Below are 12,945 nucleotides of genomic sequence, written 5' to 3'. Positions count from 1 at the left end.
GGCTCGATCAGCGGCTGGGCGGGGTGTGAGGTGGACGAGAACGCGCCAGGGCGGGTCCCGTGACGACCGGCGACGTCGCGCGACGACCGGGCATCGTCGACGCGCATCATCACCTCTGGGTCCGGGCGCGGCACCCACAGCCCTGGATCGATCCGCACACCATGGCCGCGATCGACGACGACTTCACGCCGCTCGAGCTCGCCCCGGCGACCCGGGCCGCAGGGGTCACCCAGACCGTTGTCGTTCAGTCCGTCGCCGTTCGGTCGGAGACGCCGGAGTTGCTCGGCATCGCGGCCGACGACCCGCTCATCGCCGGGGTCGTCGGCTGGGTCGACCTGAGCGCCGCCGATGTCGACCGCCGCCTTGCCCGACTCCGCAGGGCGCGCGGCGGCGAACGACTGGTCGGGATCCGGCACCTGGTCCAGTCCGAACCCGACCCGACCTATCTCGACCGTCCCGACGTGCGGCACGGCATCGCCGCGGTCGGTGCCGCCGGCCTCGCCTTCGACCTCCTGGTGCGCCACAGCCAGCTGCCGGCGGCCGTCCGGCTCGTCCGCGACATGCCCCAGGTGCGGTTCGTCCTGGACCACCTCGGCAAGCCCCCGCTCGGGCGTGCCGATCTCGGTGACTGGCAGCGCGACCTACGGGCGCTCGCGGCCGAGGCCAACACCACGGCGAAGCTCTCCGGCCTGGTGACCGAGGTGGACGGCGGGTCCTGGACGGCGTCCGACCTGCGGCCCGCGGTCGAGTACGCCCTCGACGTGTTCGGGCCGGATCGGCTGATGTTCGGCTCGGACTGGCCGGTGTGCCTGCTCGCCACCTCGTACACCCGCTGGGTCACCGTTCTGGGTGACCTGCTGGACCCGCTGTCCGACGACGAGCGGGCCGCGATCTGGCGTCAGACCGCCGGCCGGGTCTACCGGCTGGCCCCGTCCTGAGACGGCAGCGCCCTTTTCGACCTGGGGACATAGCATGTTATCGATAACATGCTAGCGGCGGCAGTCGATGTCGATTTGGTCTGACGTATGGCTTCGATGGCGCAGGTAACGATGGCAAAACATGCTCGCAAGACCTTGGCAACATACGTGAATGCGTGGCAAGGTAACGCCTGATCGTGGGAAACATCCGACCTATCTCCGAGGGGTGTGCGGGCGCCTAGCCGCACCGCCGTCCGAGCGGGGTCGGTCGCTCACAGGCGTTCGGCTCGTCGGCGGGTCCCCGTCGGACGCCGGCGCCACGCTTGGGGAGGTCAGGTCCGACGATGAGTAGCGCCGAGGCAACCGCCGGCACGCAGCGCGGCGAACTCAGCGACTGGTTCCGGGAACGGATCTCCCACGCCGTCTCCGAGTTCACCGCCGCGACCGCGCTGGTCGTCCTGTTCATCGCCCTGTCCTTCGCGAGTCCCTACTTCCTGACAGCCGACAACCTCTTCAACATCGGGGCCCAGACGGCGGTGATCGCCATCATCGCCACGGCCCAGACGATGGTCATCATCACGAAGGGCATCGACCTGTCGGTGGGATCGGTCGCCGCGCTCGCCGGCGTGTTGGGCGCGATGGTCGTGCGCGACCTCGGCTTCTCGCTCTGGGCGGCCACGGCTGTCGCCATCGGCGTCGGCGCGTTGGCCGGGCTGTTGAACGGGCTGCTCGTCACGGTGGCCCGGATTCCGCCGTTCATCGCGACGTTGGGGACGATGTCCGTGGGCCGCGGCCTCGTCTTCATCATCACCGGAGCCGTCGGCGTCTACGGCCTGCCCCGATCCTTCCAACTGCTCGGCAACGGGCAGATCCTCGGCATCCCGTTCGCCGTGGTGATCACCGTCCTGGTTGCCGTCGGGGTCGCCTTTCTGCTCTCCCAGACCCGCTTCGGTCAGTACACCTACGCGATGGGCTCCAATCTGGAGGCAGCCCGCCGCTCCGGCATCCGGGTCGGGCGGCACCTCACCGGGGTGTACGTGCTGGCCGGCGTGCTGGTCGGGCTGGGCGGCATGATCGCCGCGTCCCGGGTCAACTCCGGCCAGCCCAACTACGGGATCTCGCTGGAACTCGACGTCATCGCCGCCGCCGTCATCGGCGGAGCCAGCCTGTTCGGTGGGCAGGGCCGGATCGTCGGAACCATCATCGGCGCGTTCCTCATCGCCCTGGTCCGCAACGGCGCCGTCCTGCTCGACATCAGCATCCACTACCAGCAGGTGATCGTCGGCGTGATCATCTGGGCCGCCGTCTACTTCGACCAGTACCGCCGCCGGCGGCTGGAATCACGGGGTTGACATGCCATTCCGAGAGTCCGAACGAGGAAGGACACACACCATGGCACACACCACCACCAGCCGGCGGACGCGAGGACGACTCCTGCGCGCGCAGGCGATCCTGGCCGCGGCCGCGGCGACCGCCCTGCTCAGCGCCTGCGGCGGGGTCGAGGTCCGGGACGGCGGCGACGGCGCGACCAAGGACGCGAGCGGCCCGTTGAAGCTCGCCGTCGTACCCAAGGCGGTCGGAGCCGACTACTGGAACACTGTCAAGGCCGGCGCCGAGTGCGCCGCGCAGCGCGCCGGGGACGTCACCGTCCAGTGGGACGGGGTGACCACCGAGACCGACGTCGAGGGCCAGGTCAACCTGATCCAGAACTTCGTCACCAAGAAGGTCGACGGCATCGTCTACGCGGCGACCGACTCCAGCGCGCTGGCACCGGCGACCGACAAGGCGCTCAGCGCCAACATCCCGGTCGCCATGATCGACTCCGGCACCAGCCCGCAGCCGTCGAACGTGCCCCTCTTCGCCACCGACAACCGCGCATCGGCGACCGAGGCGGCGAAGCTGCTCGCCACCGAACTCGGCCCCGGCAACCACGAGGTGGCGCTCGTCGAGTTCCAGCCCGGATCCCAGACCAACACCGAGCGGGTCGACGGCTTCAAGGCCGGTCTCGCCCAGTACCCCAACCTGAAGCTGGTCGGCCAGCAGCCGAGCCGCAGTGACGTCAACGAAGCCCGACGGGTCACCGAGAACATCCTCACCGCCAACCCCAAGCTCGCCGGCGTCTTCGCCGCCAACGAGCCGAGCGTGCTCGGTGCCGCGCAGGCCATCCAGGCCGCCGGCAAGTCCGGCAAGGTGGTCATCATCGGCTGGGACGCCGCCCCGGACGAGATCGCCGGAGTGCGCAACGGCCAGATCTCGGCGCTGGTCGTGCAGAACCCGTTCAAGATGGGCTACTTCGGCGTCGACAAGATGGTCAAGCACCTCCGTGACAAGGCGCCGCTGGCATCGGCCGACACCGGCGTCACGTTCGTCACCAAGGAGAACATCGACTCGGCGGAGATCAAGGCGGTGCTCGAGCCCAGCTGCGCCAACCCGCCGGTGCAGTGATGGGCGGCACTCCAACGGCCACCGCCGACAGCGACCAGCAACCCACCGAGACGGAACCGCCGGTCCTTGAGGCACGCGGCATCGTCAAGCGGTTCGGGCACGTCGAGGCGTTGCGGGGCGCCGACTTCACGGTCCGCCGCGGTGAGGTCGTCGCGTTGATCGGCGACAACGGCGCCGGCAAGAGCACCCTGATCAAGACCCTGTCCGGTGTGCATCCGCCGGACGAGGGCGAGATCCGGGTCGGCGGCCGTCCGGTCCAGTTCTCCACTCCGGTCGATGCCCGACGGGCCGGGGTGGAAACGGTCTACCAGGACCTCGCCGTCGCCGACGACCTCAGCGTGGCCGCCAACCTGTATCTCGGCCGGGAGATCCTCCGCTCCGGACCACTCGGCCGGCTCGGACTGTTGGACAAACGCGCCATGCGCCACGGCGCTGCCGCCGCCCTCGACGAACTCGGCGTACGGATCCCCCGGGTCACCACCCCGATCGCGATGCTCTCCGGTGGGCAGCGGCAGTGCGTGGCGGTGGCCCGCGCCATCATCTGGGCGACAAACGTGGTCATCCTCGACGAGCCCACAGCGGCCCTGGGTGTGGTCCAGACCGGGCGGGTGCTCGACGTCGTCCGGCGTGCCCGCGACGCCGGCATGTCGGTGGTGCTGGTGAGCCACAACATGCCTCAGGTGCTCGAGATCGCCGACCGGGTCGAGGTCCTGCGCCTCGGTCGACGCGCTGCCCAACTCCGCGCCGACGAGGTCACCACCGACGACCTGGTCGCGGCGATGACCGGCAGCACCAGCGTGGATCGGGACGAGCGGTGACGGCTGCCGTCCAGCGGGGCGCGCAGGATCCCGGCCGTCGGGCGACCTCGAACGCCGTCGGGTCGCCGTTGCGGCTGAGCCCACTGGGCTTCGGCGCCTCGCAGGGCGGCAATCTCTACCGGGCGACGTCGGACGAGCAGTTCGCCGCCGCCGTGGACACCGCGTGGGCGGGCGGCATCCGATACTTCGACACGGCGCCGCACTACGGGCTGGGCCTGTCCGAACGACGCCTGGGCGCGGCCCTGCGCTTACGCCCGCGCGGCGAGTACGTGGTGTCGACGAAGGTCGGCCGGCTGCTCGTGCCGTCCCCGGAGACGGCACACCGGCGGGATCCGGAGGGGTTCGACGTCCCCGCCGACCATCGCCGGGTCTGGGACTTCAGCCGCGACGGCGTACGCCGTTCCCTGGAGGCGAGCCTTCGGCGCACCGGCCTGGACCGGATCGACGTGGTGTACCTGCACGACCCGGACGAGCATTGGGAGCAGGCCGCCCGCGAGGCGATCCCGGCGTTGGTGGAGCTGCGGGAGCAGGGCGTCATCGGGGCCGTCGGGGCGGGGATGAACCAGTCCGCGATGCTGGCCCGTTTCGTGGCGGAGACCGACGTGGACGTGGTGATGTGCGCCGGCCGGTACACCCTGTTGGAGCAGGGCGCGTTGACCGACCTGCTGCCCGTCGCGCAGACCCACGACGTCGGTGTGGTGGTCGCCGGGGTCTACAACTCCGGGCTGCTGGCCCGGGACATGCCGCCGCCCGACGCCGTCTACGACTACCAGCAGGCGCCGGCAGAGGTGATCGACCAGGCCCGCCGGATAGCGCGGGTCTGTCAGATGTACGGCGTCACGCTGCCCCAGGCGGCGTTGGCGTTCGTCCGTCGTCACCCGGCCGTCGTCTCGACAGTGGTCGGCATGCGGGACGAGGCCCAGGTGACCGAGACCCTGCGTCGAGCCGGTGTCGACGTCCCAGATCAGCTCTGGACGGCGTTGTACGACGAAGGGCTGCTCGACGTGCAGCCGTGAGGGGCGGCCGTCACGACCGGGCCGTCACGATGCTCGCGTCGGCGTCGTCGGGTAACCCCTGCAACGACTCCTCCACGCCGATCAGGTGGTTGGCCATCCGGGTGCGCGCCCGCTCCGGGTCGCGCGCCACGAGGGCCTTCAGGATCGCCACGTGTTCGTGATGGGTGCGCAGGTCCGCGCCCTCCTCGTGCAGACTCCGCCAGAGCCGGCCACGGATGGTGCGCCCGGCGAACGCTTCGATCAGGCCGACGAGCACCGGATTCTCGGCGTGCACCGAGATGATCCGGTGGAAGGCGATGTCGATCTCCATGATCCGCTCGTGGTCCGGCGGTGACTGGCCGATCAACCGGGCCGCCTCGTCGAGCAGGTCACCCGCCTGGGCCAGGGCCTCGTCGGTGATCCTGGTCGCCGCCAGGCAGGCGGCCTCGCACTCCAGCAGCCGGCGAACGGTGTGGATGTGCCGGGGGTCGCCCTGGCCCTGGAAGTCCACCACGAAACCCATCGGCGCCAGCAGTTGTGGCGCGTCGAGGTTGGTGACGTAGGTGCCGTCGCCCTGGCGGATGTTGACGATGCCGAGGATCGACAGGGCCGACATCCCCTCGCGCAGAGATCCACGCGAGACGCCGAGCTGCTCGGCGAGGTCCTTCTCGATGGGCAACCGGTCCCCGGGCCTGAACTGCCCTTCGAGGATCATCCGCTTGATACCGTTGACCACTTCGTCAGTGCGAGACATGATCCCCCTAGCGGCCGGCGGGGGTGGCCTTCCCACCCGCAGTCACGTACGCCGCCTCCGGAGATGACACGGTAGTCGGGTCTGTCGCCGCCCAGTAGTGGCCGTCGGGAAAGCGGTAGAGCGCTACCGACTCCTGACGCATCCGGGTGGAGTAGCCGGGCTGGCTGGGCAGGACGTATCCGCTGCCGGAGCCGGTGTCCCGGATGATGCAGGGATCGGTGAAGTGCTCGTGCAGGTGGTCGACGAACTCGGTGACCCGGTTGGTGAGGTCTCCCGAGACCGCGACGTAGTCGAGCACCGACACGTGTTGGACCATCTCGCACAGGCCGACACCGCCGGCGTGTGGGCACACCGGGACGTCGAACTTCGCGGCGAGCAGCAGCACGGCGACGATCTCGTTGATGCTGGCCAACCGGCCGGTGTCGAGCTGGCAGAAGTCGATGGCCTCGGCCTGGAACAGCTGCTTGAACATCACCCGGTTGTGGCAGTGTTCGCCGGTGGCGACGCCGATCGGAGCGACGGCGCGGCGGACGGCGGCGTGGCCCAGGATGTCGTCGGGGCTGGTCGGCTCCTCGATCCACAGTGGCGTGAACTGCGCGAGGGCGGTGACCCAGTCGATGGCCTGACCGACGTCCCACACCTGGTTGGCGTCGATCATCAGGTTGCGATCCGGCCCGAGGATCTCGCGTGCGATAGCGCATCGGCGGATGTCGTCGTCGAGGTTGGCGCCCACCTTGAGCTTGACGTAGCCGTAGCCGGTGTCCACCGCCTCCTGGCACAGCCGGCGCAGCTTGTCGTCGCCGTAGCCGAGCCAACCCGCGGAGGTGGTGTAGGCGGGGTAGCCGGTCCGGTCGAGCTCGGCGAGGCGGGCGGCCTTCGTGCCCTCCTTGGCCCGCAGGATGGCCAGTGCCTCGTCGCGGGTCAGCGCGTCGGACAGGTAGCGCAGGTCCGCGATGTCGACGAGTTGCTCGGGGGACATGTCGACGAGCAGCCGCCACAGCGGCTTGTCGGCGAGTCGGGCGACCAGGTCCCACGACGCGTTCAACACGGCGGCCAGGGACAGGTGGACGACACCCTTCTCCGGGCCGAGCCAGCGCAGTTGCGAGTCGGAGGTGAGGAGGCGGTAGACAGCGCCCATGTCCGCTGCCATCGTCGCCACGTCCAGGCCCACCAGGAGCTGTGCCTGGTGGACCGCCGCCGCGGCGACGATGTCGTTGCCTCGGCCGATGGTGAAGGTCAGGCCGTGCCCCGCGAGTGGCGCGCCCGCGCCGTCGACGCCGTCGGTGTGCAGGACGACGTAGGCCGCCGAGTAGTCGCCGTCCTTGTTCATGGCGTCTGACCCGTCAGCGGTCAGGGAGGTGGGGAAGCGGACGTCTTCGACGGTGACGGCGGTGATCTGCGGCATGCGCTCCTCGCCCGGCTCGGCTAAAGATCAGATGATCACTGGGAGTATACGGAGGGCTGCTCCAGCCCGTCAACGATGTCGATCACCGTAGGCCCACAGACATATGATGTTTGCGCCGCAGGGTCGTTCCGCCTTGTCGCCCATCGTGCCGGTAGACGGGCGAAGGTGGCGGGGGTGGCGGGTTGTGGAGATTGGATGTTCCCCCTCGCGCCAAGGCATTGACGTCGACGTATGGGAGCACTCTACGGTGCCGTGGCCTCGATACATCAAATCTTTGTCGACTGTCGACACGCGCGGGGAGAGTCCGGTCTCTGGTGCCCGGCCTCGGTCGGCGTGGGGTGGTCGGCCGGGGTGGTGACGGTGGTCACCGAGTGAGTCGCCGACACGCCCGAGACCGACATGTGGGGTGTGACAACGGCTGTGTCCCTATATATGGTGTCGAGCGCAGCTGGTTCGGCCGCTCATCCGGGGCGGTCGAGGCAACAGGGAACCCGGTGGAAATCCGGGACTGTCCCGCAGCGGTGAGTGGGAACGACCGCCGTCATCAGCACTGGGCCACCAATCGGCCTGGGAAGCGACGGCCAGTAGGAGACCGGCGAGTCCGGTCGTGCCCGCGAGTCCGAAGACCTGCCAGCGCGCCGCGTACCCGCACCCGGGTGGGCGGCGGTCCGAGGCCGCGTGGGACGGCTGACGCCACCTGACCCACGCCGTGCTGGCGTGGCGTCCGCCGGTGTCTGTCTCCTCGCGTCCGGACCACCAGGTCTCGAACTCCGAGGAGCGAGTGGTGACAGTCACCGAGGTAGTCCCGGCCAGCGGCGACGCGATCCTGCGGCGGACGCCGATGCAGGTCCGCAAGCGCGACGGCGGCACCGAACCCGTGGACGTGAACAAGATCGTCCGGGCGGTCGAGCGGTGGGCCGACGACCTGACCGACGTCGACCCGATGCGGGTGGCCACCCGCACCATCAGCGGCCTCTACGACGGCGCGACCACTGCCGAACTGGACCGGCTGTCCATCCAGACCGCGGCCGAGATGATCGGCGAGGAGCCGCAGTACTCGCGCCTCGCCGCGCGGCTGCTGGCCGGCTACGTCGACAAGGAGGTGCGTCGACAGGGCATCACCTCGTTCAGCGCGGCGATCCGGGCCGGCCACGCCGAGGGCCTGATCGGTGACGACACCGCCGCGTTCGTCGACGCGCACGCCACGACGCTCGACCACGCCATCGACCCGGACGGCGACCGCCGGTTCGAGTACTTCGGCCTGCGCACGGTGTACGACCGCTACCTGCTGCGCCACCCCACCAGCCGACTGGTGCTGGAGACCCCGCAGTACTGGCTGCTGCGGGTGGCCTGCGGCCTGGCCCGGACGGCGGACGAGGCGGTCGGCTTCTACCGACTGATGTCCAGCCTGGCCTACCTGCCCAGCTCACCGACCTTGTTCAACTCCGGGACGCGGCACACCCAGATGTCCTCCTGCTACCTGGTCGACTCCCCGCTCGACGAGCTGGACTCCATCTACCAGCGGTACGCCCAGGTCGCCAACCTGTCCAAGTTCGCCGGTGGCATCGGCATCGCGTACTCCCGGGTCCGCTCCCGCGGCGCGTTGATCCGGGGCACGAACGGGCAGTCCAACGGGATCGTGCCGTGGCTGCGCACGCTGGACGCGAGCGTCGCCGCGGTGAACCAGGGTGGCCGGCGCAAGGGGGCGGCCTGCGTCTACCTGGAGCCGTGGCACCCGGACATCGAGGAGTTCCTGCAACTGCGGGACAACACCGGCGAGGACGCCCGGCGCACCCACAACCTCAACCTGGCCAACTGGATTCCAGACGAGTTCATGCGCCGGGTCGAGGCCGACGAGCTGTGGTCGCTGTTCGACCCGCACGAGGTGCCCGAGCTGCCCGACCTGTGGGGGGAGCGGTTCGACGCCGCGTACCGGGAGGCCGAGGCGCAGGGCCGCTACGTGCGGCAGGTTCCGGCACGGGAGCTGTACGGGAAGATGATGCGGACCCTCGCCCAGACCGGCAACGGCTGGATGACCTTCAAGGACGCCGCCAACCGGCTCTGCAACCAGACCGCCGAGCCGGGCAACGTGGTGCACCTGTCGAACCTCTGCACCGAGATCGTCGAGGTGTCCAGTGACACCGAGACCGCCGTGTGCAACCTCGGCTCGGTGAACCTCGCCGCACACCTCACCGACGGCGGCATCGACTGGGAGCGGCTGCGCGCCACGGTGCGGACCGCGGTGACCTTCCTCGACCGGGTCATCGACATCAACTACTACCCGACCGCGCAGGCGGCGGCGAGCAACCCCCGCTGGCGGCCGGTCGGGCTCGGGCTGATGGGCCTACAGGACGTGTTCTTCGCGCTGCGGCTGCCGTTCGACTCGCCGGCCGCCCGCGAGCTGTCCACCCGGATCAGCGAGGAGCTGTACCTGACCGCGCTGGAGACCTCCGCCGACCTGGCGCGCGACTTCGGCGCGCACCCGGCGTACCCGCAGACCCGGGCCGCGCGAGGCCAGCTCCAGCCCGACCTGTGGGGTGTCGAGGGTACGCAGACCGCGCGGTGGGACGCGCTGCGCGAGCGGGTCGAGGCGTACGGGCTGCGCAACTCGCTGCTCGTGGCGGTCGCACCGACCGCGACCATCGCCTCGATCGCCGGGTGCTACGAGTGCATCGAGCCGCAGGTGTCCAACCTGTTCAAGCGCGAGACCCTGTCGGGGGAGTTCCTCCAGGTCAACACCGCTCTGGTACGCGAGCTGAAGGCCCGCGGTCTGTGGACCGAGCGGATTCGTTCGGCGATCAAGCGGGCGGAGGGGTCGGTGCAGGACATCGCCGAGCTGCCGGCCGGCGTACGGGAGTTGTTCCGCACCGCGTGGGAGCTGCCGCAGCGGGCGCTGATCGACCTGGCTGCCGCCCGCGCCCCGTTCATCGACCAGTCCCAGTCGTTGAACCTGTTCCTGGCCGCGCCGACCATCGGCAAGCTCTCCTCGATGTACCTGTACGCGTGGAAGGCCGGGCTGAAGACCACCTACTACCTGCGCTCGCGCCCCGCGACGCGGATCCAGCAGGCCACCGTCAGCGCCGTCGCACCCGTCGTCGTCGACGCGGAGGCGCTGGCCTGCTCGCTGGAGAACCCCGAGTCGTGCGAGGCCTGCCAGTGACTCCCGCCGACGCCGCCACCACCGATGCCAGCACCACCGACACGAGGACCACGCACATGCTGCTCGACCCCGGGATGGACCTGACTCTCCGCCCGATGCGCTACCCGCACTTCTTCGACCGGTTCCGCGACGCGATCCGCAACACCTGGACGGTCGAGGAGGTCGACCTGCACGCCGACCTCGCCGACCTGGACAAGCTGTCGCCGGCCGAACGGCACCTGGTCAGCCGCCTGGTGGCGTTCTTCGCCACCGGTGACACGATCGTCGCCAACAACCTGGTGCTCAACCTCTACCAGCACGTCAACAGCCCGGAGGGTCGCCTCTACCTGTCCCGCCAGCTGTTCGAGGAGGCCGTGCACGTCCAGTTCTATCTCAACCTGCTCGACACGTACGTGCCCGACGAGACCGAACGCTTCGAGGCCTTCGCGGCCATCGAGAACATCCCCTCGATCCGTCGTAAGGCCGAGTTCTGCTTCCGGTGGATCGACTCCCTGACCGACCTGCGGGAGCTGCGATCCCGCGAGGACCGGCGCACGTTCCTGCTCAACCTGATCTGCTTCGCCGCCTGCATCGAGGGTTTGTTCTTCTACGGCGCGTTCGCGTACGTCTACTTCCTGCGCTCCCGCGGGCTGCTGCACGGCCTCGCCTCGGGCACCAACTGGGTGTTCCGCGACGAGTCCATGCACATGGCGTTCGCGTTCGACGTCGTCGACACCGTCCGCGCCGAGGAGCCGGACCTGTTCGACGACGACCTCGCCGACCAGGTTCGCCGGATGCTCACCGAGGCGGTCGAGTGTGAGGTGCAGTTCGCCGAGGACCTGGTGGGCCACGGTGTGCCCGGTCTGACGTTGGCCGACATGCGGGAGTACCTCCAGCACGTCGCCGACCGCCGCCTCGCCCAGCTCGGCATCGCGCCGCACTACGGTTCGAGCAACCCGTTCGGCTTCATGGAGTTGCAGGACGTGCAGGAGCTGTCCAACTTCTTCGAGCGGCGGGTGTCGGCGTACCAGGTCGGGGTGACCGGCACCGTCGCCTTCGACGACGACTTCTAGGCGGCGACCTCGGCCCACGCGTTGCCAGTGAGGACCACCCCGTCCGCGCCGATCTTGCAGTTTCGGTCGCCGGTATGCGCGCAATGCCCTGTTATGTCGCGACAGGAAGTGCAAGATCGCGGGGGAAGGGGCGGTCCGGTCTCGTCGATCATGGAGTTATGGTGCCTGATTGGTGTTGTGCGGGCACTTTGTCGCCCACCACAACTCCATGATCGACGAGGTAGCGCGGGGTTGGCGAACAGCCAGTCCGTCTAAACGCGACGGTGCTGGGCTACTTCTCATCAATCGATCAAGGAAGCGGCGCGCTCAGCTCTGGGCTTCTGCGACGTAGACACCTTTGCCTGGATGGCCCTCGACCAGCTCGCGGTCTTTGAGAAATCTCGTTGGCGATCCGCCGCATCGATCATGTTGCAGAAGTAACTGTGGACGGTGAGCGGTGCGGCGCGTTCGACGACGACTTCTAGGCGGCGACCGATCCGGGAGCCTGGCGTCGCTTGGTGAGCCACCGCATCACGTGCAGGGGGTGCGACGCCGGGTCCGGGATCGGGTGGAAGACGTGTTCGACAGCACCGTCGGCGACGATCAAGGTCAGCCGCTCGTAGAGCGTCATGTCGCCGGCGGCGCGGGTCGGCAGCCGCAGCGCCTCGGCCAGGGTCAGTCTCGGGTCGGGGATCAGCGGGTAGGGCAGACGCAGCCGGTGGGCGAGTTCCCGCTGGTACCCGGTCGACTGCGCGGACAGGCCGTACACCCGGGCGGCGCCGGCCGCGCGGAGTTCCGCGTGGTGGTCGCGGAACCAGGCGGCCTGCTCGGTGCTGCCGCGGGCACCGTGGATCTCCAGCAGGCCGTTGGGCAGGTCCACACCCGGTCGTCCGGTCAGTGGGTAGACGAAGATGACGCTGCGCCCGGCCCCGAGCGCGCCGAGATCGACCGGGCGGCCGTCGGTGCCGTAGAAGGACAGCGGTGGCAACCTGACGCCGACCAGCGCGGTGGGGTCGGCGCCTTCGGCGGGACTGCCGGGTACGACCTGGGTCGCGGCGGCGTCCAGGCGTGCGTCCAGCGCGTCCCGCTGGGCGGTCAACTTGCCGATCCGTTCCTGGAGGTTCGTGATGGTGCTGCGGTACGTGGCCACCGCCGCCGCGCACACGTCGGTGTCGTCGGAACCATCGGCGATCGACTCGACGAACGGGCGGGTCTCCTCGACGGTGAGGCCGAGCGCCATCAGCTCGCGGATCTGCGCCACCAGCCGCACCGCGATCGGGTCGTACTCCCGGTAGCCGTTGCTCAGCCGCCGGGGTACGACCAGCCCGGCCGACTCGTAGTACCGCAGTGCCCGGACCGTGGTTCCGGTCCGGCGTGCCAACTCACCCACCCGCATCCCGCGACCCTAAACCCGCACCCC

Annotated in this window: 10 protein-coding genes and 1 riboswitch; of the genes, 7 read left to right on the top strand and 3 right to left on the bottom strand. The window is 69.5% G+C overall.

The window, feature by feature from the left end:
• The first annotated feature begins 59 nt into the window (after positions 1-59).
• From OG992_RS07815 to OG992_RS07795, 5 genes are all read left to right on the top strand, one after another.
• On the top strand, positions 60-938 hold the full coding sequence (locus OG992_RS07815; protein WP_266302826.1) for an amidohydrolase: 879 nt from the start codon (positions 60-62) through the stop codon (positions 936-938).
• Positions 939-1,261: 323 nt separating this feature from the next.
• Positions 1,262-2,269: an ABC transporter permease gene (locus tag OG992_RS07810; RefSeq protein ID WP_238684939.1), complete on the top strand. Its 1,008-nt coding sequence runs from the start codon at positions 1,262-1,264 to the stop codon at positions 2,267-2,269.
• 40 nt (positions 2,270-2,309) lie between these two features.
• On the top strand, positions 2,310-3,362 hold the full coding sequence (locus OG992_RS07805; RefSeq protein WP_091406812.1) for an ABC transporter substrate-binding protein: 1,053 nt from the start codon (positions 2,310-2,312) through the stop codon (positions 3,360-3,362).
• Positions 3,362-4,180, top strand: coding sequence for an ATP-binding cassette domain-containing protein (locus tag OG992_RS07800; protein ID WP_238684938.1), 819 nt, complete (start codon positions 3,362-3,364; stop codon positions 4,178-4,180). The genes OG992_RS07805 and OG992_RS07800 overlap by 1 nt, the downstream gene beginning before the upstream one ends.
• Entirely contained in the window at positions 4,177-5,196 is a 1,020-nt protein-coding gene (locus tag OG992_RS07795) for an aldo/keto reductase (RefSeq protein WP_238684937.1), read from the top strand. The genes OG992_RS07800 and OG992_RS07795 overlap by 4 nt, the downstream gene beginning before the upstream one ends.
• 10 nt (positions 5,197-5,206) lie before the next feature.
• On the opposite strand, the gene OG992_RS07790 is transcribed toward OG992_RS07795, so the two are convergent.
• Positions 5,207-5,929: a FadR/GntR family transcriptional regulator gene (locus OG992_RS07790; protein WP_238684936.1), complete on the bottom strand. Its 723-nt coding sequence runs from the start codon at positions 5,927-5,929 to the stop codon at positions 5,207-5,209.
• A gap of 7 nt (positions 5,930-5,936) precedes the next feature.
• Positions 5,937-7,334, bottom strand: coding sequence for an enolase C-terminal domain-like protein (locus OG992_RS07785; RefSeq protein WP_266302825.1), 1,398 nt, complete (start codon positions 7,332-7,334; stop codon positions 5,937-5,939).
• Positions 7,335-7,766: 432 nt separating this feature from the next.
• A riboswitch (cobalamin riboswitch) is annotated at positions 7,767-7,984 on the top strand.
• 191 nt (positions 7,985-8,175) lie between these two features.
• Here OG992_RS07785 and OG992_RS07780 point away from each other — a divergent pair.
• Positions 8,176-10,494 carry a ribonucleoside-diphosphate reductase subunit alpha gene (locus tag OG992_RS07780; protein ID WP_266305175.1) on the top strand — a complete coding sequence of 773 codons (2,319 nt, stop codon included), beginning with the start codon at positions 8,176-8,178 and terminating at the stop codon, positions 10,492-10,494.
• A gap of 56 nt (positions 10,495-10,550) precedes the next feature.
• Positions 10,551-11,546 (top strand): ribonucleotide-diphosphate reductase subunit beta, encoded by a 996-nt coding sequence (locus OG992_RS07775; RefSeq protein ID WP_266305174.1) that lies wholly within the window; start codon positions 10,551-10,553, stop codon positions 11,544-11,546.
• A 460-nt stretch (positions 11,547-12,006) separates the two neighbouring features.
• Here the strand turns inward: OG992_RS07775 and OG992_RS07770 are convergent, their stop codons facing one another.
• The gene (locus OG992_RS07770; RefSeq protein WP_266302824.1) at positions 12,007-12,921 is read right to left on the bottom strand and encodes a MerR family transcriptional regulator; all 915 of its coding nucleotides are present in this window, start codon (positions 12,919-12,921) and stop codon (positions 12,007-12,009) included.
• Between the last annotated feature and the right edge of the window lie 24 nt (positions 12,922-12,945).

It is taken from the genome of Micromonospora sp. NBC_00362 (genome assembly GCF_026342155.1).
GTDB classification, from domain to species: Bacteria; Actinomycetota; Actinomycetes; order Mycobacteriales; family Micromonosporaceae; genus Micromonospora; species Micromonospora hortensis.
This window is presented reverse-complemented; position numbering and strand designations above follow the sequence as displayed.

Bases quoted from the DNA above. Each gene is read 5' to 3' on its own strand.
- OG992_RS07770 (WP_266302824.1), bottom strand. From the start codon at position 12,921: ATGCGGGTGGGTGAGTTGGCACGCCGGACCGGAACCACGGTCCGGGCA.
- OG992_RS07790 (WP_238684936.1), bottom strand. From the start codon at position 5,929: ATGTCTCGCACTGACGAAGTGGTCAACGGTATCAAGCGGATGATCCTC.
- OG992_RS07775 (WP_266305174.1), top strand. From the start codon at position 10,551: ATGCTGCTCGACCCCGGGATGGACCTGACTCTCCGCCCGATGCGCTAC.
- OG992_RS07810 (WP_238684939.1), top strand. From the start codon at position 1,262: ATGAGTAGCGCCGAGGCAACCGCCGGCACGCAGCGCGGCGAACTCAGC.
- OG992_RS07780 (WP_266305175.1), top strand. From the start codon at position 8,176: ATGCAGGTCCGCAAGCGCGACGGCGGCACCGAACCCGTGGACGTGAAC.
- OG992_RS07800 (WP_238684938.1), top strand. From the start codon at position 3,362: ATGGGCGGCACTCCAACGGCCACCGCCGACAGCGACCAGCAACCCACC.
- OG992_RS07785 (WP_266302825.1), bottom strand. From the start codon at position 7,334: ATGCCGCAGATCACCGCCGTCACCGTCGAAGACGTCCGCTTCCCCACC.
- OG992_RS07805 (WP_091406812.1), top strand. From the start codon at position 2,310: ATGGCACACACCACCACCAGCCGGCGGACGCGAGGACGACTCCTGCGC.